25 protein-coding genes and 2 tRNA genes are annotated in these 25,408 nt (G+C 48.8%); 5 read left to right on the top strand and 22 right to left on the bottom strand.

Translation table 11 applies throughout. The features are described from left to right. Positions 1 to 3: 3 nt before the first annotated feature. From ABCW47_RS04955 to ABCW47_RS04915, 9 genes are all read right to left on the bottom strand, one after another. The gene (locus tag ABCW47_RS04955; RefSeq protein ID WP_343208751.1) at positions 4 to 522 is read right to left on the bottom strand and encodes a methyltransferase family protein; all 519 of its coding nucleotides are present in this window, start codon (positions 520 to 522) and stop codon (positions 4 to 6) included. A gap of 77 nt (positions 523 to 599) precedes the next feature. Next, positions 600 to 672, bottom strand: a tRNA-Ala gene (locus ABCW47_RS04950). Positions 673 to 796: 124 nt separating this feature from the next. Then, positions 797 to 868: transfer RNA gene (locus tag ABCW47_RS04945), tRNA-Gln, on the bottom strand. 223 nt (positions 869 to 1,091) lie between these two features. Next, positions 1,092 to 2,021, bottom strand: a complete 930-nt coding sequence (locus ABCW47_RS04940) for a ketopantoate reductase family protein (protein ID WP_343208750.1) — start codon at positions 2,019 to 2,021, stop codon at positions 1,092 to 1,094. After that, positions 2,022 to 2,909, bottom strand: coding sequence for an amidohydrolase family protein (locus tag ABCW47_RS04935; RefSeq protein ID WP_343208749.1), 888 nt, complete (start codon positions 2,907 to 2,909; stop codon positions 2,022 to 2,024). A 75-nt stretch (positions 2,910 to 2,984) separates the two neighbouring features. Next, positions 2,985 to 4,565 carry a dipeptide ABC transporter ATP-binding protein gene (locus tag ABCW47_RS04930; RefSeq protein WP_343208748.1) on the bottom strand — a complete coding sequence of 527 codons (1,581 nt, stop codon included), beginning with the start codon at positions 4,563 to 4,565 and terminating at the stop codon, positions 2,985 to 2,987. Between the two features lie 190 nt (positions 4,566 to 4,755). Beyond that, the gene (locus ABCW47_RS04925) at positions 4,756 to 5,661 is read right to left on the bottom strand and encodes an ABC transporter permease (protein ID WP_343208747.1); all 906 of its coding nucleotides are present in this window, start codon (positions 5,659 to 5,661) and stop codon (positions 4,756 to 4,758) included. A 35-nt stretch (positions 5,662 to 5,696) separates the two neighbouring features. Further along, entirely contained in the window at positions 5,697 to 6,641 is a 945-nt protein-coding gene (locus tag ABCW47_RS04920) for an ABC transporter permease (protein ID WP_343208746.1), read from the bottom strand. 29 nt (positions 6,642 to 6,670) lie between these two features. Beyond that, positions 6,671 to 8,248: an ABC transporter substrate-binding protein gene (locus ABCW47_RS04915; RefSeq protein WP_425516054.1), complete on the bottom strand. Its 1,578-nt coding sequence runs from the start codon at positions 8,246 to 8,248 to the stop codon at positions 6,671 to 6,673. A gap of 313 nt (positions 8,249 to 8,561) precedes the next feature. Between ABCW47_RS04915 and ABCW47_RS04910 the strand changes: the two genes are divergently transcribed. Then, entirely contained in the window at positions 8,562 to 9,851 is a 1,290-nt protein-coding gene (locus ABCW47_RS04910) for a uracil-xanthine permease family protein (protein WP_343208744.1), read from the top strand. A gap of 94 nt (positions 9,852 to 9,945) precedes the next feature. Here the strand turns inward: ABCW47_RS04910 and ABCW47_RS04905 are convergent, their stop codons facing one another. Further along, the gene (locus ABCW47_RS04905; RefSeq protein ID WP_343208743.1) at positions 9,946 to 10,515 is read right to left on the bottom strand and encodes a chromate transporter; all 570 of its coding nucleotides are present in this window, start codon (positions 10,513 to 10,515) and stop codon (positions 9,946 to 9,948) included. Next, a complete protein-coding gene (locus ABCW47_RS04900; protein WP_343208741.1) occupies positions 10,512 to 11,120 on the bottom strand; it encodes a chromate transporter in 609 nt (202 codons plus the stop codon). The genes ABCW47_RS04905 and ABCW47_RS04900 overlap by 4 nt, the downstream gene beginning before the upstream one ends. Before the next feature lie 297 nt (positions 11,121 to 11,417). On the opposite strand from ABCW47_RS04900, the gene ABCW47_RS04895 reads away from it, so the two are divergent. The 3 genes from ABCW47_RS04895 to ABCW47_RS04885 all read left to right on the top strand — a co-directional run bounded on the left by ABCW47_RS04895 (position 11,418) and on the right by ABCW47_RS04885 (position 13,641). Then, positions 11,418 to 12,335, top strand: coding sequence for a LysR family transcriptional regulator (locus ABCW47_RS04895; protein WP_343208740.1), 918 nt, complete (start codon positions 11,418 to 11,420; stop codon positions 12,333 to 12,335). Between the two features lie 82 nt (positions 12,336 to 12,417). Then, positions 12,418 to 13,062, top strand: coding sequence for a Type 1 glutamine amidotransferase-like domain-containing protein (locus ABCW47_RS04890; protein WP_343208739.1), 645 nt, complete (start codon positions 12,418 to 12,420; stop codon positions 13,060 to 13,062). An 84-nt stretch (positions 13,063 to 13,146) separates the two neighbouring features. After that, entirely contained in the window at positions 13,147 to 13,641 is a 495-nt protein-coding gene (locus ABCW47_RS04885) for an L-2-amino-thiazoline-4-carboxylic acid hydrolase (protein WP_343208738.1), read from the top strand. A gap of 221 nt (positions 13,642 to 13,862) precedes the next feature. Here ABCW47_RS04885 and nudC read toward each other — a convergent pair whose 3' ends face one another. From nudC to ABCW47_RS15120, 5 genes are all read right to left on the bottom strand, one after another. After that, entirely contained in the window at positions 13,863 to 14,735 is an 873-nt protein-coding gene (nudC, locus tag ABCW47_RS04880) for an NAD(+) diphosphatase (RefSeq protein ID WP_343208737.1), read from the bottom strand. Further along, a complete protein-coding gene (locus tag ABCW47_RS04875) occupies positions 14,735 to 17,239 on the bottom strand; it encodes a transporter substrate-binding domain-containing diguanylate cyclase (RefSeq protein ID WP_343208736.1) in 2,505 nt (834 codons plus the stop codon). The genes nudC and ABCW47_RS04875 overlap by 1 nt, the downstream gene beginning before the upstream one ends. A 231-nt stretch (positions 17,240 to 17,470) precedes the next feature. Continuing rightward, the gene (locus tag ABCW47_RS04870) at positions 17,471 to 18,133 is read right to left on the bottom strand and encodes a DUF4397 domain-containing protein (RefSeq protein ID WP_343208735.1); all 663 of its coding nucleotides are present in this window, start codon (positions 18,131 to 18,133) and stop codon (positions 17,471 to 17,473) included. A gap of 83 nt (positions 18,134 to 18,216) precedes the next feature. After that, positions 18,217 to 18,714 (bottom strand): 4Fe-4S ferredoxin, encoded by a 498-nt coding sequence (locus tag ABCW47_RS04865; protein ID WP_343208734.1) that lies wholly within the window; start codon positions 18,712 to 18,714, stop codon positions 18,217 to 18,219. A gap of 4 nt (positions 18,715 to 18,718) precedes the next feature. Continuing rightward, positions 18,719 to 19,387: a rubredoxin gene (locus ABCW47_RS15120; RefSeq protein WP_425516053.1), complete on the bottom strand. Its 669-nt coding sequence runs from the start codon at positions 19,385 to 19,387 to the stop codon at positions 18,719 to 18,721. Between the two features lie 346 nt (positions 19,388 to 19,733). On the opposite strand from ABCW47_RS15120, the gene ABCW47_RS04850 reads away from it, so the two are divergent. Further along, positions 19,734 to 20,360, top strand: coding sequence for a TetR/AcrR family transcriptional regulator (locus ABCW47_RS04850; RefSeq protein ID WP_343208733.1), 627 nt, complete (start codon positions 19,734 to 19,736; stop codon positions 20,358 to 20,360). 116 nt (positions 20,361 to 20,476) lie between these two features. Here ABCW47_RS04850 and ABCW47_RS04845 read toward each other — a convergent pair whose 3' ends face one another. The 6 genes from ABCW47_RS04845 to ABCW47_RS04820 all read right to left on the bottom strand — a co-directional run bounded on the left by ABCW47_RS04845 (position 20,477) and on the right by ABCW47_RS04820 (position 25,363). Beyond that, complete coding sequence (locus tag ABCW47_RS04845; RefSeq protein ID WP_343208732.1) at positions 20,477 to 21,085, bottom strand: Ig-like domain-containing protein; 609 nt, start codon at positions 21,083 to 21,085, stop codon at positions 20,477 to 20,479. A gap of 295 nt (positions 21,086 to 21,380) precedes the next feature. Further along, complete coding sequence (asd, locus tag ABCW47_RS04840) at positions 21,381 to 22,469, bottom strand: aspartate-semialdehyde dehydrogenase (RefSeq protein WP_343208731.1); 1,089 nt, start codon at positions 22,467 to 22,469, stop codon at positions 21,381 to 21,383. 388 nt (positions 22,470 to 22,857) lie between these two features. After that, positions 22,858 to 23,838, bottom strand: a complete 981-nt coding sequence (gene dusB, locus ABCW47_RS04835; RefSeq protein ID WP_343208730.1) for a tRNA dihydrouridine synthase DusB — start codon at positions 23,836 to 23,838, stop codon at positions 22,858 to 22,860. A 26-nt stretch (positions 23,839 to 23,864) separates the two neighbouring features. Next, the gene (locus ABCW47_RS04830) at positions 23,865 to 24,647 is read right to left on the bottom strand and encodes a type III pantothenate kinase (RefSeq protein ID WP_343208729.1); all 783 of its coding nucleotides are present in this window, start codon (positions 24,645 to 24,647) and stop codon (positions 23,865 to 23,867) included. Between the two features lie 34 nt (positions 24,648 to 24,681). Beyond that, complete coding sequence (locus ABCW47_RS04825; protein ID WP_343208728.1) at positions 24,682 to 24,987, bottom strand: Dabb family protein; 306 nt, start codon at positions 24,985 to 24,987, stop codon at positions 24,682 to 24,684. Positions 24,988 to 25,045: 58 nt separating this feature from the next. After that, entirely contained in the window at positions 25,046 to 25,363 is a 318-nt protein-coding gene (locus tag ABCW47_RS04820) for a DUF6145 family protein (protein WP_343208727.1), read from the bottom strand. Between the last annotated feature and the right edge of the window lie 45 nt (positions 25,364 to 25,408).

Below are 25,408 nucleotides of genomic sequence, written 5' to 3'. Positions count from 1 at the left end.
CGTCTAAATATAACGCCTGACTTCAAGCATATACTGCTCGTATTCCCTGCCAAACCTTCTGATGCACCATCTTTCCTCCGAAAGGATAATCCAGTGTGCCGATAATTGAAATACAAGCAAAGAAAAAAGCAGCAGCAAAGACCGCGTCAGCATGACGCAGCCTGCAAAATATAAAAAATAGCCCAGATACATGGGATTTCTCGATATCCTGTATATTCCGTTCGTATTGATTCCGCTCTGTCCGGGCTTTGCAAAGCAGACCGTGGATACAATAAGAACCCCCACACCTGCGGCATAGACAAAAAGTCCTGCATCGTACAGCAGTGTTTGCATATGAATTTGTAATGCAAGCGGATACAGGATGAGGACAGCATTGGATATTTCATAGGCATAAAAAGCGATTTTCTCCCTGCCCTCCACCGGGGCAAAGAACGCCGCCCGCTTCAGTGCTTCCTTATTAATAATTCCCAGCAGGCCGAATCTTATGAGAAAGAGCGGTAGAATAAGCAAAACGGCATTCAACTCCTGTCCTCCTTGTAAGGAAAAAAGTCCTCCAAAAGGAGAACTTTTTCTGTATAATCTGTATAAAATCTTTTCCCTGGAGACGAAGGGACTCGAACCCTCTGCCTCTACCTTGCGAAGGTAGCGCTCTCCCAGCTGAGCTACGCCCCCTTATGTACTGTCATCATTCTACTACTAATCTTCTGAAACGTCAAAAGTTTTTTTATTGTTTACAGCTCCGGCTATAACGTTTTATAAGATAACAAAAACCCCTGTTAAAACAGGGGTTTTTAAGCTGGCCCACCAGGATTCGAACCTGGAGATGCTGGAGTCAGAGTCCAGTGCCTTACCGTTTGGCGATGGGCCAATACTGTGACTTGTCTCAGTCACGAGTGCTATTATAACCTAGTGCGAAACAAATTTCAAGTACTAATTTCATAATTTTTTCATTTGTGTAAAAATATTCCGCCGCGCCCTATTTATCTTTTCCAATATGCAATAAATTATTCTCACTATTTATATTTTTTCAAATCCTGAATTTTATGAATTCAGGTAATTGCGAAAAGGCAGATTGGGCACATATCTGCCGGCTATTTCATGTATCCCCGCTCCATCTCCTGAATCTTCTCATATAAAAAATCATTAAAAGGCGTGTGAATCCCGTGCTTTCTGCCAAGCCTGCATATTGTTCCCGCAAAAAGCTCTACTTCACTGGGCCGGCCGGCTTCTGCATCCTGGGCCATGGAAGGTTTTCCTGCCGGATTCAAAGCGTCCAGCACGCCCAGCCAGTAGTTCAAATCTTCCTCCCGAAGAGGATGTCCTTCCGGGCCGGATACCGCCATCACTTCCCGCATGGCTCCCACCATGATATCTCTTGCCTCACATGGTCTCTGCAAATCCCCGTAGCTGGTCCCAAATACAGCCGAACATTGGTTTAGCCCCACGTTCAGCATTAACTTGCCCCACTGACGGTCCAGCATATTGGTCACCAGCTCATGAGGGAACTGCACACGCTCAAAGAAGCGTTTTACCCGTCTTGCCTGCCCGGATATGATTCCCGGCTGACAATCACCGAACACAAGCATTCCTGTCTGTGTATAAGTCATCTGATTTTTCGTCTTAACCGCATCCATGCCCTGAGCTACCGCATATAAGATATGTTCCGCCCCATATGCAGCGGCCAGCTTCTCCTCACTGGAAATTCCGTTTACCGCGGACAAAACAACTGTATTCTCCCCCACAAGAGGACGCATGGTTTCAATCGCGCCGTCAAGTCCGGTGTACTTTACCGTAAACAGGATCAAATCCGCCGGTTCGGTAAGCTCGCCAGCGTCCGCCAGAGGAAAATCACACTTTTTCCCATTGCAATAAATCCCTTCAGCGCGGTATTTCTCAATTCTTCCGGCATCCGCGACGATGCGAAGATCCTCCTGCTCGATGTGTCCGGAAAGCAGCTGCGCGTACAAAACGCCCACTGCTCCCAGACCAATCAGGTAAACTGTTTTAATTTCCTTCTCCATCTATTCGTCCCGTCCCCGCTCCGTAATCATACTCTCACAATTGATGCACCGGCCATTTAAAAGCTCTGCTCCATTGCGGTATAAGATCCGGTCCAGCTCGGCGTCCGTAAGCCCCAGCATCTGAATCGCTCGGATATCCTCCGCCTGCCCTCCCCAGGGAGAATCGGTGGCAAAAAGAATCTTCTCCGTGCCATGGCTCCTGGCGATTCTGACAAACTGTTCCGGCGCAATATAGTCCAGAGAGAAACTGATGTCAAGATAACAGCCGGTATCCACCAGATAATCCTCCACCTCATTCCAGTACCGCCAGCCGCCTGTATGTGCAAAAATCATCTGGGCCTGGGTTTTCTTATCCGCTCCCACCTCCCGGATCATATGGAGAGAACGCTCCGGCGTACAGTGAACCGGTTCCGGAAGCCCGATGTCCACACCTGCGTGAAACGTAATCAAGAGGCCTTTTTCCAAAGCATAGGAAATAATCCGAAGATACCGGATATCATCTACAAAAACATTCTGATAATCCGGATGGAGCTTAATCCCCTTCAAGCCCATAGAAACGATCTCATCAATCTCCGCTTTCCCGTTTTCCGTATCCGGATGCACACCGCCAAAGGAAACAATCCCGTCCCGCTCCGAAATCTCCGCTGCATAGCGGTTCACAGAAACAAACTGCCCCGGCTTCGTCACCACCGGAAGCACCACCGATAAATCCACACCAGAAGCCATCATCGAATCCTTTAACCCGGCTAACGTACCGTCAGTATGGGCCTTGATCCCTCCCACACTCTCAAGCTTAGCAATCGTAGCGCCTGCAATCTTCTCCGGAAAAATATGCGTATGAAAATCAATCACCCTCTGCGCTCTCCCGGACTCCCCTAAAAGAACCATAACATTCATCCCTTCCCCAAATCATAAATTCATTTACGGCTATGCCGCAGATTTCACTTTTCTCATTTCACTCTTCTAAATTTCCGGTATCGCCCGAATCAGTTCCTTCGTATATTCCTCCCGCGGGTTATCATAAACCTCCTGCACCGGACCGGCCTCAATCACATTGCCCCGGTGCATCACAAGTACCCGGTCGCAGAGCTGATACACCACATTCAGATCATGGGAGATAAATAAATAAGTAAGCCCCTGTTTTTCCTGAAGCTCTGCCAGCAGCTCCAGAATCTGGGCCTGGATCGTCACGTCCAGAGCAGAAACCGGCTCGTCCAGAATCAGGAACTTCGTCTGCTCCATCAGGGCGCACCCAATTGCCACACGCTGCCGCTGGCCTCCGCTCAGTTCGGAGATGTAACTGTCCAGGTACTCCTCCTTCATTCCAATCTGCCCTATCATCTCCCGGACCCGTCTTTTGCGTTCCTCCCGTGAATACGTTCCGGCTACCCGAAGCGGTTCTTCCAGAATCCATCCCACCTTTTTCGCCGGATTCAGACTGGCATATGGGTCCTGAAATACCAGACCCGGCTTTTCTTCCAGCGAAATAGTTCCCTCTTCCGGCTTGAGTAAGCCGGCAATCGTTCTGGCAAGTGTGGTTTTTCCGCAGCCGCTTTCTCCCACGATACCCAGGATCTCCCCACACTTAACAGCCATGGAAATACCTTTCAGCACTTTTTTTCTTTCCTTCTTCTGAAAGAGGCCCCTGCGGGGTTTTTCAAACGATACCGCAACATTTTCTGCCCGGCAGATATATGATGGCTCTGTGCCGCTTCCCCGCTCTGAATCGTCCCGCAATCTGGTTTTTAATGTAGGGACGGCAGCCAGCAGCCTTTTTGTATAAGCATGCTCCGGGGCGTAGAGTACCTTATCGGTGAGCCCCTCCTCCACGATATCTCCATCACACATTACAAGAACTCTGCTGCACAGGCTTTTTACCACTCCCAGGTCATGGGAGATAAATAATATCGCCGTATGATACGTCTCATTGAGATGCTTTAACAGAGAGATAATCTGAGCCTGAATCGTAATATCCAGCGCGGTTGTCGGCTCATCCGCAATCAACAGCCTGGGCTTTAATAACATCGCCATGGCAATCATCACACGCTGACGCATCCCTCCGGACAGATTGTGAGGATATTGCCGGTATATGGTCTCAGGATGCTTTAATCCTACCTCTCCCATCCTCTTGATTACTTCTTCATAACACTCCCGCCGGGATATATTCTTATGCAAAAGCAGCATTTCCTCCAGCTGCCTTCCAACGGTCAGAACCGGATTAAGAGAAGTCATCGGCTCCTGAAAAATCATAGCCATCTCGCTGCCCCGTATAGATCTGAGTTCATCCTTCTTCACCTTTAATAGGTCCATGCCATTCAGGACGATAGAACCGGATGACAGAATCGTTTCCTCAGAATTCAGGTTCATAACAGCCAGGGCGGTAATCGACTTGCCGGACCCGGATTCTCCAACCAGGCCCACCACCTCGCCCTCATGAACGCAGAAGGATATTCCATTCACAACCGTCTCCAAAACACTGCGTCCATCCTGCCTTCTCGGCACCTGGATGGTAAGATCTGAAACTGTCAGAAAATGCTTCTCCATGTCAATCCTTCCTTCATCTTAATACTTCTCTACCTGCGTCATTTATTTTTTCATTCTTATCTTCCTGCGTTCTTCCTTCTTCCCTTTTCCTTTTTCCTTATCTTCCTGCGTTCTGCGTTCTTCACTCTTCACTTTTCCTTTTTCCTTATCTTCCCGCGTTCTTCACTCTTCACTCTTCAATTTTCCTTCTTCATTTATCTCTGCTGTTCTCGCTGATCAGGCCAAAGCCCAGCACGGTAATGACCAGGATAAGTCCAGGAAATATTCCATACCAGGGTGCATTCAGAAGAAATCCCTGGGCTTCGGACAGCATCCGTCCCAGGCTGGAATCCGGAGGCTGCACTCCCAGTCCCAGAAAGCTCATCCCCGCCTCCGCAAGGACCGCATTGTTAAAGCCGATCGTAATCGCAGAAAGGAGTACCGGCAGAATATTGGGCAGGATATGGACGAAAATAATCCGCAGGTGAGATACGCCCATCACCCGGGCATTTTTCACATAGTCCCGCTCCTTCTGCACCGCCACTTCACCTCTCACCATGCGGGCGAAGCTGGGTATAAAAATAATCGACAAAGCCGCTACAATATTATATTTTCCGGTCCCGATCACGCTGATCAGAACCAGTGCAAGCAGAATACTGGGGAAAGCGGCAATCATATCATTCACTCTCATCAGAATCTCATCCAGCCAGCCGCCGAAATATCCGGTCAGTGCGCCCAGTATTGTACCGATGCCGCCTCCCGCCGCCACCGTGATGAGGGCAATCAGGCAGGTTGTCCTGGTTCCTTCCATCACACGGCTTAAAATATCTCTGCCAAACTGATCGGTGCCGAAGGGATGAGAAAGACTGGGGCCGTCCAGCTTTAGCCCGGCATTCATAGCATCTGGATCATAAGGCGTAAAAAAGAGGCTGACAAACACAAGGGAAAGGATAACTGCCACAAAGAGCAGGCCCAGCCGGCAGTTTCCATTTCTGCTTCTGAGCCATTGATATATCCTGCCGTGTCCGGCAGATCGTTTTGGATTTCCATGAATATCACCGTATTCTTCCATCTGGCAGCCCTCCTTTCCATTCTGCATTCTTCCCCATCGTTCCATGATCCTGCCGCTCAATACCGGTTGCCTGTGGCGCTCTATTGCTCCAGTTTCAGTCTGGGATCTAGTTTATGATACAGCACGTCCACAATCACATTGGTAACCAGAACCAGCGAGGCAATATAAAGTACAATTGCCTGCACCACATTAAAATCCCGGTTTGCAATGGAAACAACCAGCAGCCGTCCCATGCCGGGCAGATTAAAGACCTGCTCCACCACGATACTTCCGGCAAAGATATCAGCAATAATCATGGCCAGAAAGGTAATCACCGGTATCATGGCATTTTTCAGCACATGAGCGTAAAGAACCCTGCGCTCCGTCATCCCCTTGCTCCGCGCCGTCCTCACGTAATTCAGATTCATCTGTGAAAAGACAGAGCTGCGCATAAACTTTACCATCATGGCTATTTTGGGGACTGCCACAGCGACCGCGGGAAATATCATCCAGGAGACAATGTTTAGAAAGCTGCTGTTCATTCCAGGAAATCTTCCCGGCACAAACCATTTCAGCAGCAAACCAAACACCAGTGTGATCAGCATCCCCAGAAAGAATGGGGGAATCGCCATTACAAACTGATTCAATAAGGAAAAGAATCCCCCTTTCCGCCCGGAACGTCTTCCGATTCCGGTCAGTCCAAGCGGCACGGAAAAAACCAGAATCAGGCACAGTGACAAGCCTGCCAGCGCAGCCGTCACCTTCATCTTATCCCGGATCAGTTCCTTCACCGGCATAGAAAAACCTGCCGATTCTCCAAAGTCGCCCCTCAGCGCTCCTTTCAGCCAGATTCCATACCGGGCCGGCAGACTTTTATTGAGACCCATCTCCTCCCGGAGAGCCTCTACCTGCTCCGGCGTGGCCGAATCTCCCAGGCTTTTCATCGCACTGTCACCCGGTATCACCTGAAACGCCAAAAAGGTCAGGAACGACATGATAAGCAGTGTGGCTGCCAGCGCAGCACATTTCTTCAATGCATATCTCATTCCTGACCCTCCTTATGGCTCAGCAGTATTTACTCTGCTGTATAGTAGATCGTTGACATATCCTGAACAAATACCGGATAGAACGTATAGCCTTTCAGCTTGGGATTCACCGCGATCAAATGGGCCGGGTCCTGTAAATATACAGAGGCCGCATCATCTGCAAGCATTTGCTGCAGTTCTTTATAGCAGTCAATTTTCTCCTGCTGATCGGTGGCTTTTAACGCCTTCTCCAGCACCTTATCATATTCCGGATTTGAATAGTTGATAAAATTGTTGGACGCCTCCGACGCATACCGTTCCATCACTCTTCCCGGTACTACTACCTTGGCCGCCAGGCCGTACAGGGTGGCGTCATAATTCCGGTCTGTATACACGTCACTCAGCCATGTGGTCTCCTCCACTGTCTTAAGCGTTACATGGATTCCGGCTTCCTTTAGCTGTTCAACCGCAACCTGGGCAGTGGACACATGATACTGGAAATTAGAAGGGACAATCATGGTAAAGGAGATCCCTTCGGGATAGCCCGCCTCTCTCAGCAGCTCCTTAGCCTTCTCCACGTCCCGCTCATAGGTCATTTCCGCTTCTTTCGAATAATAAATACCGAAGCCCGGAAACATGTCGCTCTCCAGAATATGGCCGTCTCCGTTTCCTACCATATCCAGTATGCCCTGACGATCCACGGCATAGTTCAGCGCCTGACGGACTCTCTTGTCGGAAAATAGTTCTGATTTATTGTTCAGAAAGATTCCCTGCACCAGGTTTAACGTCCCCTTCTCAATCCGGAAGGTTCCTTCCAGCTGAGCCGCCTGGTCGCTTGTCAGATAGGCATAAATATCGATGGAACCGCTCTGCAGATCCATAAATGCCGCATCGGTATTGGCCACCATCTTAAAGGTTACCTCATCCAGATATGCCTTCTGCCCGTAATAGGCGTCGTTGTTTACAACAATCAGTGATTCCAGCGGCGTGTAGGACTGGAATTTAAACGGTCCGGTTCCAACCGGATTTTTCTCCAGATCCTTACTGTCAGAAGGAATTACAGCACATGTCAGATAGCCGGCGATCTCCGTATTGGGCTCATCGAGCACCACTTCCACCGTTTTCTCATCCGGGGTATTCACCTCTATAATATGAGAAAGCGCCTTCTCTACCACCACGGTTGGCTCCGCGTTTTTAAGTAGACCGGCGCATCGTTTGATCGAATAGACAACATCCTCGGCTGTCACGGGATTTCCATTGTGGAAAGTAACATTGTCCCTCAAAACGAAGGTACAGCTCTTTCCATCCGGAGCCACCGTATAGCTTTCGGCTATTGCCGGAACTAAATTTCCGTCTTTGTCGGGCTTCACAAGGCCCTCATAAATATTGAACAGAATTTCTTTCGTTCCTGCCGCTACTGCTTTGTGTGGGTCAAGACTATCAATATCCTGCTGAATTCCTACGACGACCGATCCCCCGTAAACGGGTTCCTCTGCCGTCCCTGACTCTGCCGGCGGAATGGATTCATCCGGCCCCTTCTCCTGCTTGCCGTCACTGCATCCGCAGAGTACAGCTGCCAGGGTTACCAGAATGAAAAACAATGATAACTTTTGCTTCTTCAAAGTCATTCCTCCTATGCAATTTGTCTTCGATCCGTCATCACAGAGCCATTTTCCCTCCATGTTGACAGATGGTATTATAATAGCCTTTTTATTCCTATTTTGCAAGGAAAATCTATTGACAGCCAAATTGATATAAAATATACTTAATCCTAGATTGACAGACTATGTCATATCGTGGGGTTTAAAATGATGGGAAGGCTCCGCTTTCGTTTCATCAGGAAGCGATTCGGAGCCTTTACTGCGGCCTGAAACGGCCTGTTCTTCTATTTTTTACCGGACTTTACGGCATAGCAATAACAAAAAGGAGGGGTTTTCCGTTATGGGGAATAATGTTGCGGAAAAAAGTTTTTCAAAGAAGCTGATTCTGGGGCTTCAGCATGTACTGGCTATGTTCGGTGCGACGGTACTGGTTCCGGCTCTTACAGGTCTGAATACATCCATCACATTGATCGCTGCCGGTATCGGAACCTTGATTTTCCACATGGTAACAAAGAGAAAAGTACCTGTATTTTTAGGTTCCAGTTTTGCCTTTATGGGCGGTATTATAGCAGTGATAGGGGATTCTCGTATGGGCGATCCTGATTTTCTGGACAAGCTGGCGGCAGTAAAGGGAGCGTTGATTGTGGCCGGCCTTATTTATATGGTCTTCTCCCTGCTGATTAAACTGGTAGGCTATGAGAAGGTAAATAAGCTGCTTCCGCCTATTGTAACCGGTCCTATGATTATCGTAATCGGTCTGCGTTTAAGCTCCACGGCAATCGGTTCCGCCTTCTATTATAATGGAGAGTTCAGTCTGAAGGCAGTGCTGGTCACCACCTGCGTGCTGGCTACCATTGTCATCATTTCCGTCTTTGCAAAAGGCATGTTCAACCTGATGCCGATTCTGTTTGCTATCATAGTCGGTTATCTGATTTGCATCCCCATGGGCTTTCTGGATCTGTCCAGCGTTTCCGCCGCACATTTCTTCTCCGTTGCGGATAAGGACGTGCTGTCCCAGATTTTATGCGCACCGGTATTCCGGGCGGATGCCATCCTGGCCATTGCGCCTATCGCTTTTGTCACCCTGATCGAGCATGTGGGCGATATCACCACCAACAGTGCGGTCTGCGGTCAGAACTTTATGGTAGACCCCGGCATCCACAGAACAATCCTGGGCGACGGTATCGCTACCGCATTTGCAGGACTGATCGGCGGCCCTGCCAATACAACCTACGGTGAAAACACCGGCGTTCTGGCAGTTACCAAGAACTATGATCCGTCTATCATCCGGATCGCGGCTGTCTTCTCCATCATCCTGGGACTGATCGGTAAGTTCGGGGCGGTTATTTCCAGTATTCCCGGTCCTGTCAGCGGCGGTATCAGTATCGTTCTCTACGGTATGATCGCGGCGGTCGGCGTCCGTATCCTGATCAATTCCAGATTAAACTTCGGCAACAGCCGAAACCTGATGATCGCTTCGATCATCGTGGTTCTCGGAATTGGCTGCGACAGTATCCCGATCACCGGTACAGTGACCATCTCCGGTCTTGCGCTGGCTGCTGTAGTAGGTATTATCCTGGCTCTGGTTCTTCCCAAGGGCAAGGACGATGTGCTGGAATTTGAAGAGTAATTTATAACGGCAGATGAAAAGAAGAATTGGCCGCAAAGCGGCCGTCAAAAAATAAAAGCGCCTTTCAAGGCGCTTTTATTTTTTCTCACTATTTTTATATTTTCAGGACCACCTTTGTGACCACTCCCGCCAGCCCGCACAGCAGCATGACATGGATCGGATTCATTTTAAATTTCCGCAGCAAAAACATTGCTATCGCAAAGAATACCACATTTGCCCAGTTGGCATCCAGAATGCCGGACAAAGAGAAGGTTCCGTTCCAGAAGGCCATAATCAGAATATTGAGTCCCGCGGAGGCGATCAGCGCTACCACCACCGGACGCAGCGTGCTTAATACATCCTGAATCATGGTGGACTGTCTGTATTTATAATAGCAGTACGCTAAAATAGAAACAATAATACAGGACGGCAGGATACAGCCGGCTGTGGCGATTAACGCGCCCGGGAGACCTGCGATATGTGTCCCCACAAATGTGGCTGAATTGACCGCAATCGGTCCGGGAGTCATCTCCGCAATGGTGATCAGATCCGTAAATTCCGTCATAGTAAGCCAGCCATGCAGCGTTACCACCTGGTTCTGGATCAGGGGCATGGCCGCATAGCCGCCGCCGATACTGAATGCTCCGATTTGAAGGAAGCTTAAAAACAACTGCAGGTAAATCATGATTTGTCAGCCCCCTCTCTTTTTGCCAGCACAAAGTGCTTCACAATTCCAATTGCGATACAGATCAGAATAATATAGATCACGTTAACTTTAAATACAAAGGTTGCCGCAAAGGAAGCGACCATCAGAAATGCCGACAGCAGCTTCTGATTTTTCTTCATTACATTGGTACCCAGGTTGATCACAACATCCATAATCACGGCAGCCACACCGGCCTGCATCCCCTTCAGCGCCGCATTCACAATGACATTGTCCCGGAACGCCTGATAGAACAGGGAAATGACCGACAGAATAACAAGAGGCGGCAGAATCGTTCCCAGTATAGAAACCATGGCCCCCACCATGCCTGCAACCCGGTATCCCAGCAGGATCGAGGCGTTGACCGCTATCGCTCCCGGCGAGGACTGGGCTATCGCAGTCAGATCCAGCATCTCATCCTCTTCCAGCCAATGCAGTTCATCCACAAACTTTTTCTTCATCAGGGTAACGATAACAAAGCCTCCCCCAAAGGTAAACGTACTCAGATACAGTGTCGAGAAAAACAGTTTTCTCAGCACTTTGCCATCCGCCTTTCCGCGTCCGGCCGCTACTTTTTCTTCACTCATTTCTTCCTCTCCTACCTCCTGAATAATAATTCAACATAATAATAGTGTGAAACCGCTTTTGCTTCACACTTCATCCCTTGCTTTCTATCTTATTCCAGTATAGAATATAAGTAAAATATTATTATTTGATATAAAATATAATGAAATTGTTATGTATTCAATTTGGACGCCAAAACAGTGCTTTGCACTGGCGCTGTACCAGATGTTGATGTGTAAGCTTGCTTACCATATAACATGACACAGCGCATTGCGCCAAGGGTGCTTTTGGCGTCCATATTAATAACAGGAGACTACATTATGACAATACGCCATCTGCGGATCTTTGTCGCAGTCTATGAAAACAGCAGCATTACGAAAGCTTCTCAGCTGCTCCATCTGGCTCAGCCTTCGGTGAGCCTGGCGGTGAAGGAGCTGGAAGATTACTATGGGGTAAAACTATTCGACCGGATATCCAGACGTCTCTATGTCACTGAAAGCGGTATCCATTTCTACGGCTATGCTTCCCACATCATTTCTCTCTTTGATGAGATGGAAAAAAGCATCCGGAACTGGGATATGCTGGGCACCCTTCGGATCGGCGCCAGTATTACCATCGGCAATTTTTATCTGCCCGATCTGGTCCGGCAATTTCGCACTGCCTATCCCCAGATCCGTGTCCAGGCTTCCGTCTACAATTCGGAGCAGGCGGAAGAAAGTGTCCTGAATAACCAGGTGGATTTCGCCCTGATCGAAGGCATCCCCCGGCACCCTCACGTTAAACAAATTCCTTTTCTGGATGACAAGCTGGTTCTGATCAGCTCTCCGGATCATCCGATACAAAAGGAAGCTCCTGTTGAGTTCTCCCGGATCACCGCCTATGATTTCATTCTCCGGGAGAAAGGCAGCTCCGGAAGAGAGATTCTGGACAGCACACTTGTTCTGCATCATATGGACATCGAACCGGTCTGGGAGAGCGTGAGCACGCAGGCCATCGTAAAGGCAGTGGAGGCCGGCCTGGGACTCTCGGTACTGCCCTATCTGCTTGTCAAAAAAGATCTGGAAGAAGGTACCATCTGCACAGTACCTCTTCGGGATGTATCCTTTGACCGTAAGTTTTACATTATTTTTCATGAACATAAATATCTGACTGATTCAGCGGAAGCCTTTATCCAGATGTGCTTAAAGCTCGGTCAGAATCCGGCCGCATCTTTTTCCTCCGATCTGGGCAGACTTTAGTGCAGCAGCCGAAACAAACCCGTTTTAGGACTGGCTTGTCCATCGACACTATGCTATCATTTTAATTATCAGGGGGCTTCTGATGCTGCTGTTAACCTCAGACGGTCTTTCCTCCCCGGAGCTTAAGGAGGAAGCCTGCAAATTTTTATCCGGCGCCGGCAGCGCGGTGATGATTACCACTGCAGCCGCAGCCCGCAAGGAAAAGGACTGGTCGGTTCCCCGTCTGACCGAAGAGTTATATTCTCTCGGGCTCTCTGTTACTTACATGGATATTGAGCTGGAAGATCCATCTTGCCTGAACCAGTATGACGTCATCGAATTAATCGGCGGAAATCCCTATTTTCTTCTCCATCAGCTGCGCCGGAAAAATTTGAAGCCGGTTTTTCACACGCTGGAGAAGACGAAACTGATTATCGGGGTCAGTGCCGGCAGCCTGGTTCTCCAGGAACAGTTTGACCTGATCGGGGAATATACACCCGGTCTCAACCGTCTGACCGGACTTTCCGATACGGCGGGAATGGGGCTGACCGATCTGGAAATTTTGCCTCACTACCATCGTTTTCTGTCCCGCTTCGATCATTTCGAGGAGCGGGCCCGGGATTACGAGCAGCGCCGGCATAAATATGTGGTGCGTCTGAGCGACGGGGACGGTATTGTTCTGCATCAGGGATCTGTCCGTCTGATCCGGGCACAGACACAGAAACGGCAAGAAACATACAAAAGATAAGGGCTGAAAGAATCTTTCAACCCTGCGGTTTGGGCCTGTTCCTGTTATAGTAGGGCTCAAAACGGGAAAGGAATGGGTAGATTCATGAGTAAAATTCACAACGAACCCCGAATTAAATTTGCTCTGATCCGGGCCGTGCGCGGTCAGCTGGAACAGCGTGCCGCATGGCTTTATCTGCTCTGCGATGAAGGCAGAAAGCGGGGTCTTGATCCAAAAGAATTCAGCAGTGCGGCCATCCGGCGCTGCGGCCTGGGGCAGGGCAGGGATTTAATCCGCCAGGGTAAAACCACCAGCCTGAAGGGCCTGAGGAAGACCCTTTTTACCAAGCCGGCTCAGTGGATATTTGAAATGAAGATTATAAACTGCACCGATTCCAGGCTGGAGATACAGTTTCACTACTGTCCTCTGGTTAAGGCCTGGCAAAAGGCAGGCTGCAGCGATGAAGAGATCGCCACGCTCTGTGATATCGCCATGTGCGGAGACCGGGGCATCGGAGAGGCTTATGGCTGCAAATTAAACCTGAAAAAGACGATTGCCGGAGGTGATCCAATCTGTCATCTCATTTACCATAAGAAATAATTTGAACCGATGCAGAAAGAGACGGGCGCAAAACAGTTTACCTGTCCGCCCCCGTCTCTTATTTAAACGCTGTGTTTTCACCCACTGTTATTTTTTCAAGTACGCCTCGGCGTACTTGCTGCGAGCCGCACGTCATGCTTTGCATGACATAATGGCTCTGCAATCCGCCGGAGGCTTTATCTTGGAAAGAGACTAGGCTCCCACCAAGACGAATTTGTTATTTACTCACCACCTATAGAGGTGGGAGTCTTATCTGCTTCCATGATCAAACCATTTCGAAACGCCTCAATCATATCCCAGGTAAGGCTCAGGCTGGTATCATCCCGCGGGATCTCACTTCTTTTAAACCACTGCGCTTCCGCCAGCTCTCCGGTATCCAGCTCAATCGAATCAGGTCCGTCCAGATCTGCAAAAAATCCCATCAGTACTGACTGGGAAAATGCCCAGGGCTGACTCTTATAATAGCGGATATTTTTTACTTTAAGCCCTACTTCTTCCATAATTTCCCGCCTCAGTCCATCTTCCAGGGATTCTCCAATCTCGATATAGCCTGCCACAAGAGCATGTTTTTTGTAGTTTCTTCCCGCGTACCGGGTCAGCAGAATCCTCTCTCCGTCTACTATGCCCACGATTACCACCGGAGAAATTTTCGGGTAGTCCACTATGGCGCATGCCGGACATACCATCGCTCTTTCATCCTCCTTATGTATCAGGGTTCTGCCGCATTTTCCGCAGAAGCGGTGCGTGTCATACCAGCAGGCCAGATGAGACGCGGTCGCTCCCGCAAATGCCAGCCAGGACGGCGTTAATTCCCTGAACACCCGCATATTGCAGTATTGGAATCGTTTTGTCTCTTTTATTTGTTCCAAGGAAAGGAAGAAAGCGGTTCCGTCTACTGAAAATAAATACCGGTATTCCCGGTCCGGCTTCGGGATATTTTCCTGAACAGACTTAAACTCCGGCAGGATCATCCCCGTCTCCGTTCTTTCCAGCACGACTCTGCCGCCGTTATAGAATACCACATAATCCCCTGTCTCTGGTTTTCTTTTCCTGTATTCATTGTGATAGTGATGCGGTTCAATATCCTGAAACATTATTCCTGTCCCTCTTCTTCCCTCTCCGCAATTTTATACTGGTTCCTGCCCCGGCCCTTGGCCACATAGAGCGCCTCATCCGCCTTTTTATACAGGACTTCGTATTCGTCTCCCGGCAGTGCTCTCACAGCGCCGATGCTGATGCTGAGCGGCTCCTGTCCATCCAGCTCCAACTCATTTATGCCTCTGCACAGATCTTTGCATTTTATTTCCAAACCATACCGGTCTATTGCGCCGTTCAGGTAGATCATAAACTCGTCTCCCCCCGGCCTTCCCACGACATCACCGGCCCTTACACTGTTCCGGAGATAATCGGCAACCTGGCAAAGAGTCTTATCACCGGCCATATGGCCATAGGTATCATTGATCCTTTTGAAATGATCCACATCCACCAAAATCAAAGCAGCACTTTTGCCCTCCTTCAGCAGCTGTATATTCTGAATAACAAGGTTCCTGACCGTTTCTGCATTATAAAGATGGGTCAGGCTATCCAACTGTGCTTTTTCCCGCAGTGCATTCCTCTCCTGCATTTCTTCGTCAATCAGATGAAGCTTGCCCAGTGTATAAACAGGCTGGTCTCCGTCATAAACCGTGTCCAGCGCAAGATTTACCCAGTGATACTGATTGTCCGTATAATACATCCTCACTTCTCTTACACCGTTTTCCTGATGCGTAATTATATCTAAAAATTCCTGGCGTTTCCGGTCGTCTTCCTGATCCTGAGAAGGTTTGCTAAAATCATATTTCATTAATTCCGCCTTCTCATATTCCCCCTGTTTCGGGATCGACACGACCAGCGTCCGGGCCTTGTAATCATATTCAAAAAAGGATTCATTGACCAGTGCATAAACGCGAAAATGCTTTTTCAGTTCAAGCGCATTCTTTTTGCTCCTTCTTGCTCTGTCCCGCAGAAATACTAACAAAACGGCAATAATTGATAAAAAGATAATAACAAGGAGGACAACTGCTTCCACCGGGTTCACCCGAATCACATTCAGCAGTGAATAAGATGGCTTCAGAATGGTATTCTGATTGATAATCCCCTGCATGTCAGCCTCAGCAATTGAGGTCACCACTTTATTCAGGATTGACAGCAGTTCATGATCCGCAGGCTTTGTGATTCCAAAGCAGACCTGGCTTGACTCATAGCTTTGGGGAATCATTTTCAGGTTCCGGTATTCCGGCATGTTCAGATAATACTGAGCCGTATAGGCATCCACATAGGTATAATCAGCATCACCCTCCGACACCGCTCGGACACACTCATTAACCGAAGGATATCTGATATCCTGTCCGGCAAATTCCTCTGTTCCTGTATAGGTGTCTGCGATAGCAAGGCGTTTTTCCTTTATATTTTCTTCCTGGTTGTCTTCATTCATCAGCAGGATATACTGGGAAGAAATATAGGCTCTCGACATGGACAGTCCTTCTTTCCTTGCCACTTCGTAACTGTACGGCATACCGGCCACCAGGTCCAGTTCCCCGCTCTGAATCATCTCGTATAATTTTTCCGTTGACTCCACAGCCACCAGATCAAACTGCAGTCCGGTGTGCTCTGAAACATACTGAAGCAGGCCCACTCCAATTCCGCTCAGCTCACCATCCTTATTCTGATACTGAAACGGCGGCTGATCAACCAGCACCCCAGCCTTTAACACTCCGGCATGCGCCGCATATTCTTCTTCCGCCTCAGACAACAGAATTTCGTTCATTGCGGGAGAAAAGTATTTTTCAAACAGCGTAGTGGAAAAATAAGGGTCAACCTGTTTAATATTTAATATTGCTGCATTCAGTTCTTCCATCAGCCCGGTATTTTTTCCTTTTGTCGTCACAAAATAAAAGGGCTTCGGCGCAAAATGGGCAATAGAGCGCAGCCCCTCTATATAGTTCATACTGCTGTTTACCATAACGTCCGCCCGACCGTCCTTCAGTGCCTGTACCTGTTCTTCCTGATTCTTACAGTCTATATAGACCGGCGTAATCTGGTTCATGCTGCAATAATCTTCCACTTCCTGGCGAATCCGGCTGGCTGTCTCTATTATTGCAATCCGGAAGACCTGCTCCATCTGGGAATTCGGCACAATCTGCGCCTGATCATACAACACCTGCAGCACGGTATCCGAGGTACCATAACTGGTGGCAGAGTAGTCATACAAGTCTCCAAGGGCTTCATTGTACACCAAGGCACCCATCAGATCGACTTCTCCTTTTTCCAGCATTTCAAGCAGCACAGATAAACTATCATTCAGATTACCCTCTGCCTGAACAAATTCATAGTCCCATCCTGTATATTGAGCAATCTCTTCCAGATATTCATAGGTATATCCGCTGTAATTACCATACTCATCCAGATAGGTAAGACCCTCCTGGACCGGAAACGCCACCTTTACAGTACGATTCCCCCCGGAAGAAGCCTGTCCGATTTTATCCTGGCCGGGCAATAGAAACACCGTTGCAATCAGCAATGATACTATAATCCATGTTCTATTTCTTGTCTTTCTCACAATTGGCTCCTCTGCCTGTTTTATAACTCATATATTTTTTCGTTCGTTCCTTCACTTCATAAAAACCTGGGCCCTTTTTAAATGCTTCGCTCACTATTTTTCATTATACTAATACACAGCCATTTTCACAAGGGAGAAGTTCTTCTTACTCCTTCTACGGCAGCATATTCCTGCCTATCAAAAAACCGGAACGCATTCTATGACGGCGTTCCGGTTTCAATATTAAATTGATCAGCAGGTCAGAAGCTGAAGGAAATAATCGGAAGCATCACCCAGAATAGCAGCTGTATAAGTTGTATTCCGTTTAAACTGTGCTCTTACATCGATAATTGCCTCGCCCGGATTGGTCCTGCGGTAGACAGTTACCCGGTAAAATCCAGGTATAATATGGAGATAATCCGTATACTCTGTGTAATCCAGATCGTAGATAACCGGCTGATTATTCAGATAAACATCCAGCGGTTCTCTGATCGCAGCAGCATTATAGAATCTTACATGGGCGATTGCTGCCCCATTGCTGAAAATAGGAGCTACTACGCCCCAGCTCCACAGATTTCCGGTTCCATTATTTCCCGGAAGTGTGGGGGTAACAGGGCCTACCGGGCCAAATCCCGGTGTTGCCGGCTGATTCATGTCCGGAAGTTCGGGCATAACGGGCCCCACTGGGCCGAATCCCGGAGCCGCCGGCTGATTCATATCCGGAAGTGTGGGCGTAACGGGGCCCACTGGTCCGAAGCCTGGCGCTGCCGGCTGATTATCATTGGGAAGTTCCGGAGTGACAGGTCCCACCGGGCCGAATCCCGGTGCTGCCGGTGTATTATCATCAGGGAGTTCAGGTGTAACAGAACCGGATGGGCCGAATCCTGGAACTGCCGGTTGATTATAGTCTGCCATAACAAACCTCTTGCAAATGCTTTTACTGTATTATATGGGGTTGGCAAAAGGAAGTTCCTGATTTTGTTCTGTCGAATATGATCTTACTCATTACATGGCAGCAGCTCGATCAGCCGTTTTACCGCGTCCATAGGGAAATCCCTGCGGCCCTGCGCCTCTTTCAGCAGTTTTTCCAAAAAATCATGGGTATTGCGGCTCTGCGGGAGCATATAACCTGCTTCACGCAGAATATCCTCAGCCATAATCCGGTTGGATTTTGCAATCGCTGATGCAAACTGGCGGACAAACGGATCTTCGGAAGATTCCGCGGCCTTTTGCGCCGCGCTTTCCTGCTTCGTCTTGCTTTCCGCCAGGGCACGCATTGCCCTGATCACTGCCTGGTCCTTTTTCTGCTGGGGCGAATACTGATCCGGTACCAGGGAGATCGCATGAGACGGACATGCATCTACACAGAGCCGGCAGCCCTCAATGCATTTGAAAGCATCAATCTGCCCCGTCTCCGTATCGGTGGCTCCCACCGGACAAACATAAAGACAGAGACAGTCCTTTGTACATAATCTGATATTTCTAACTGCACGCATCGTATTACCCCCTTTGCACCTGTGTAATCTCAGTCAGTTTCATTCCCGGCACCTTGCAGACCGGACAAATCTCCGGAGCCTTATCTCCTATGTAAATAAATCCGCATATCTCACATACAAAAACATGAGTACCGGACAGCATAGCCTCCTTTTCTTTTTCAAACCGTTCCAAAAGAGAGGACAACATTCTGGTTACTTTCTCGCCCCACAAAAGAGCTCGTTTCGCTCCTCTGTCGGCAGCGGCTATAGCCGCCTCATTTCCCCGCGCATAGCCCTTCTGCAGATCCTCCTCCACCATCCGGCTTAATTCGTCAAGACCGGCTTTGCCATCATCCCCTGCCCGGTCATCATAATATGCCGCCAGTTCCAGGAACAGGCCGGCTTCCTCGGAAAGATATTGTTTTTCACAGCCCTTTGCCAGGTTTGAACACAGGGCGCTCAGTTCACCATAGCTCATCTCGCGCATTTCCCCATCATCTTCTTCCCGCTCAGGCTCCTTCACCGCCGCTTCCTCCTGCTGCCCGGTAAACACGGCCTTTGGCGCACCGCAGACCGGACAGGTAAAGTCCTCCGGCAGGTCCTTAAACCGGGTGCCCGGAGCTATTCCCCGGTCAGGAATCCCCGCCGCCTCATCGTACACATAGCCGCAAATAGAACACACATACTTACTCATACGTTTCCAATCCTCCTTTTTCAGATTACATCTGATCCTTACTTCTATAACCTGCCAGATTCCGTTTTTTGTTACTGTGATGAAACAAACACCGGCACGCTTCGCGAACCGTCTTATTGTATATCACGTAAAACAATAACAATAATTATTATTAATTATAACTATACACTGTTTCCACATTTTGTCAATCACAACTTCGCATTAACAATCATACAGTTCTGTTGTTTTTCTTTCATATATGTTCTATAATTAATACAAATGAGGGCAGCGTTGTTAGGCAGACAGGAAAGAGTTCTTTCCAGTCTGGTGATGAACAGAACAAATTCCGCCCCGGAGGAGGTCCGCAATGAACCAGAAGAAACCGGCTCAGCCGGCCAAGACCGTTACCGACCACAGAACCCGTGTCACGAAACTATTAATCCGCAGAGCCTTTACTGATTTGCTCCGCCAAAAGCCGATTCAGAGTATTTCAATCAAGGAACTGTGTGAAACGGCCGGAATTAACCGCGGAACCTTTTACTCCCACTACACGGATATTTATGATCTGATGACCAAGATGGAGTCGGAAATGATGGCAGATTTTCAGAAAGCGCTGGAGCCTCTTCTCTCCACCGAACAGGGTACTCTCACACCGGTGGAGATAACAACGGAGATCTTTCAGTGTCTGAAGGATAATGCTGATATCTGTACCATTACACTAGGAGATTTCGGCGACAAAGAATTTGCACTCCGGCTCATTAATCTGGGCCAGGAAAAATGTATCGAAGCCTATTCCCGTTTTTTTGATACGGCCAGCCCCAAGCAAATCGAATTTTTCTACGCATTTGTCAGCGCGGGCTGCATCGGCCTGCTTCAGAAATGGCTTGCCGAAGGTATGAAGAGCAGTGCGGAGGAAATCGCAGCCATCGCGGAAAATATTATGGTCCACGGAATGAGTTCGCTTAAAACTCAGTGGTTTGATAAGACGTCCTAACTATACTAATATACTGAATGCAAAAAGAAGATAGAATACAAAAACGCCGCTTCAACGATACGATGCCCTCAAGCAGGACACCAAGATCTAAAAGCGGCGTTTTTGCCGGGTCAGGACTACTGACGGCCCTGGGTTCTGATTCCAAAACGATTTTGAACAACAGTTCCCGAGTTGCCCTCCATATCCCTCTGGGTACCGGTAATGACATAATCTCCATCCGGCAGTACATCGTCAAAGCGGAGTTTAAAGGTGCCTTCCGGGCCAATAGCGGCCTCCAGGCACTCCCGCTGATTCAGACATATCACTGCAACATTGCCCGCTATTCCTGTTCCCGAAATAATGGGCTGGCTCTCACCGATTATCTGGCCGTCCGCAGGGTAGGTAATCACCGGCGCAGGTATGATATCCTGGTATCTCAGATAAAAGGAAATGGTCCTGCAGCTGATATATCCGCAATTGTCCTGTTTTACCGTAATGGTGTGCTCTCCATTTGCCAGAACAGCAGTGTTGGTCACGCCCCATCTTCCGTCCGGTCCGACCTCTGTGCAGAGACAGGCGGCATGGTCAATGACAACCTGAATTCCGGAGCCGGGTGTTCCAATCCCCTCGACGTAAGGCAGACGATCTACTGTTGTTCCGCGCGCAGGCACCAGAATGGTCAGCTGATTACACTGACAGCCCTGCCGCATTCCTGCACTGCCGAAGCCATTTTCAAACAGATTCATCGTATTCCCCTTTCTGGAACGTTTACGCGGCGGGATGGTGAGAAACACATCTGCGGTTCCCACCTGCCGTCAACGCTATTTGTGACGCTCCCACACAAACAGTCGTGTGAAAATTCCTGCATCAGCATGATTTTCACAGTTTACTCGTGCATATTATCATATGCACCCGGCGGCTGTTTCGGGAACAGGCCTGGCCCAAATAGTACAAAATAATTGTGCCGCAACCAAAAGGCAGCCGGCGGAAAAATTCTTCCGGCAGCTGCCCTTTTCTATTTTTTCGTATTATATTCCAGGATCAATCCTTTTTCTGAATGTATTTTTTAGCCGTCAGAAGCTCTGCGCACAAAATTGCGCCGCCGGCGGCACCCCGGACTGTATTGTGGGATAAGCCGACAAACTTATAGTCAAATACAGAATCTTCTCTTACGCGGCCCATGGAAATTCCCATACCGTTCTCAAAATCCTTATCCAGTGCAACCTGAGGTCTGTTATCCTCCTCCAGATACTGAATAAACTGCTTCGGAGCGCTGGGAAGATTCAGTTCCTGGGGTTCCCCTCTATAATTTTTCCAACGGTCCAGAATCTCTTCCTTCGTCGGTTTCTTTTCAAAATTGACAAATACAGCGGCGGTATGGCCATCCAGCACAGGTACGCGGATACACTGACAGGTGATTGCCGGGCCTTCCGCTTTCACAATCTGGCCATCCTCTACCTTGCCCCAAATTTTTAACGGCTCCTGCTCTGACTTCTCTTCCTCGCCGCCGATATAAGGAATAATATTTCCCACCATCTCCGGCCAGTCCTTAAATGTCTTGCCCGCGCCTGATATTGCCTGGTAGGTGGTAGCCACAACCAGCTTCACGCCAAACTCTCTGAGCGCATGCAGAGCGGGAGTGTAACTCTGGATCGAGCAGTTGGGTTTCACCGCGATAAATCCTCTCTTCGTCCCGAGACGTTTTCTCTGCGCCGGAATCACCTCGCTGTGCTCCGGATTCAGCTCCGGAATAATCATCGGCACATCCGGGGTCCATCTGTGGGCGCTGTTATTGGAGACAACCGGCGTCTCTGTTTTCGCATATGCTTCCTCAATGGCCTTGATCTCATCCTTGCTCATATCCACAGCGCTGAAAACAAAATCAACCTGAGAAGCAACCTTCTCCACCTCATTCACATTCATAACAACTATATTCTTAACCGCTTCCGGCATGGGCTTCTCCATCTTCCAGCGGTCGCCCACTGCCTCCGCATAAGTCTTTCCTTCACTTCTGGGACTGGCCGCAATCGTCGTAACCTCATACCAGGGATGATTCTCCAGCAGGGAAATAAAACGCTGACCAACCATTCCGGTTCCGCCTAAAATACCAACTCTCAATTTATCACTCATAACACACTTCTCCTCCATCCTGGTTTTCACAGCCATCCCGCTCCCATAACCGGTATCCGGTAAACATGCTGCATATTCGATCAAATATAGATAGAAAAGACAAATCCCCCTCCGCATGTTTTTCTCAGGCGGACATTTGTCTTTCCTTTGAATATCCTACTATTAAACACCTTAAAAAGCAACAAAATTTTATAATTTTGTAAATAATACCGAAGACAAAACCGAATCCCCGAAAATCTTTGGTGAAAATCCCACTAAAAAGTAAAAATGTTCCAAAGAAACGATGAAAAACCACAGCACATCTGCGGGTGAAGAGCTTACCTTCCCCATCTTACTACGTTCTTCACTCTTCCATCTTCATTCTTCCTTCTTCATTCTTCATTTTTCATTATTCCTTACTTTCCTCTCTCCCCTCCCACCTTCTCATCAGTTCTTCCAGATCGGAGTAAGACTCAATTTCATTGATCTTCTGCCGCAGCTTCGAAGATTTGGGATAACCGGAGGTATACCAGGCCACATGCTTTCTCATTTCCCGTATGCCGGTAAACTCCCCCTTAAATTCCAGCTGCATCCTGGCATGCCGGAGAATCATTTCAACTACTTCATGGATATCCGGCCCCTCCAGCTTTTCACCGGTTTCCAGATAATGCTTGATCTGGCCGAACAGCCAGGGATTTCCCCGTACTCCCCTGGCAATCATAATCCCGTCACAGTCTGTTTCCTGAAACATAGCCTGTGCGGACTCCGGGGAGTCTACATCCCCATTTCCAAATACCGGAATCTGTACTGCTTCTTTCACACGACGGATCACGTCCCAGTCGGCTCTGCCGCTGTAATACTGCTCCCTGGTACGTCCATGGACGGCCACGGCTGCCGCACCCGCCGCTTCCATCACTTTTGCAAATTCCACGGCGGTATCCTCCTCCCTGCCGAACCCCCTCCGGAATTTAACCGTAACCGGTTTGCGGATCGCTTTTACCACAGCCTCCACGATCTTTCCCGCAAGCAGAGGATTTTTCATCAGGGCGGAGCCTTCTCCATTATTGACAACCTTCGGCACCGGGCAGCCCATGTTGATATCCAGGATATCAAAATTTCGTTCTTCAATCTTCCTGGCCATCTCACTCATAATGACCGGATCACTGCCAAAAAGCTGGAGAGCCACCGGACGTTCCGCTTCCCTCACCTGGAGCAGGGCCTCCGTGTTCTTATTATTGTAGTAGATACCCTTGGCACTGACCATCTCCGTATAGATCAGATCGGCCCCCTGTTCCCTGCACAGCAAACGAAATGGCAGGTCGGTAACCCCTGCCATCGGTGCCAGTATTAAATTGCCCTGTACGTTTACATTTCCTATCTGAATACTCATCTTTCTGAAACCCGAGGCCCAACGCCTCAGCATTTTCCTTTCGGTTTGTTTTTTTCATAGATTACCCGAAGACCGGTCAGGGTAAGATGCCTGTCATAAATTCCGATTTCCCCGGTTTCATCCGCAATGATCTTTCCAAGGCCTCCGGTCGCAACTACCTTGAGCCCGTCATGGCCGTATTCCTCCCGCACCTTCCGGATAATATATTCGGTCTGACCGATATAGCCATACACCAGTCCCGCCTGCATACTTGTCACCGTATCCTTCGCCAGGATAGAAGCCGGCTTGGCGATCTCCACCTCGGGCAGTCTGGCAGTATCGTTCCACAGCGCATTCGCGCAGATCCGGATACCCGGACTTGTAATGCCTGCGGCAAACGTGCCATCCTCCGTCACCAGATCATAGGTAGTGGCAGTCCCAAAATCAATCACCAGAATGGGCCCGCCATACTGTTCAAAAGCCGCAGCGGCATCCACAATCCTGTCCGCTCCCACTTCCTTGGGGTTTGCCGTCTTTACCCGGATGCCGGTCTTCGTCCCGGTGCCCACAATCATGGGATTAATTCTAAGATATTTCTTTATCCCATTCGTAAAAGAATACATCACATTCGGCACAACAGAAGAAATGATGACAGCCTCAATCTGGGCCGCATCCACCTCCCGGTGCTTTAACAGGCTTAAAATGGTACTTCCATATTCATCCGAAGTTCTCGGCTGCTTCGTGGTCAGCCGGAAAGTCCCGGACAACTTCTGTCCGTCAAAAACGCCAAACGTAATATTCGTATTCCCCACATCCACCGCTAACAGCATAGCAATCTCCATTCTGAAACGTACGCAGCGCCCCTTAAATAGTATAATCCACGCAGGCTCTGGACGTATTCACCTTTTTAATAAACTCAACCACCTTCAAGTGTTCCGGATGCACCGCATAAACACTCAAGTCTTCCATACTGTCAAAATCACAGGTCAGACAGACCGTATAATTCCCAGCGTCCGCTTCCGCCATATTAACGCCGACCTCAATCGCCTTAAGCTCACTGATCTTTCCCTTTAAAGCCAGAAGCATCTCCTTCGCAATCATCCCATTCTCCGCCGCAGAGCGTCCCTCCGCCTCCTCGGCAAACCGAAACATAACCACATGACGAACCATAACCAAACTCCTCCTTAAATACAACTTTCAACTTACTCCGTTATTCATTCTTCCTTCTTCACTCTTCCATAATAAAGAACGTTTTATAATACAGTTCCAGTGCTTCCAGCAGCTCCTGCTTTGTCTCCCGGATCTCCTTAATCTTCAGACCGCTTCCAATCTCATCATAGAGCAGATCACTCTCGTCGGCCATCGCGCTCAGATACAGGTCTCCCTCCTCGTCAAACTCCAGCGAGAGGATTCCTCCCACATCTTCTGTAAAAAGGACACACATGATCTGGAGCTCGTCCTTCACCGGCTGAGGCAGACTGTCAAATTCCTCATTCAGATAATATTTTCTTTCATATGCATTGGATGCACAGAGCACCACACTCATATCCTGTCCTCCACCTCTTTTTTCTATCCTTAAAAGGCATTCTGC

The organism is Anaerolentibacter hominis, from assembly GCF_032380675.1.
Lineage (GTDB): Bacteria > Bacillota > Clostridia > Lachnospirales > Lachnospiraceae > Anaerolentibacter > Anaerolentibacter hominis.
The sequence above is the reverse complement of the archived record's forward strand: the minus strand, read 5'-3'. Positions and strand labels throughout refer to the sequence as shown.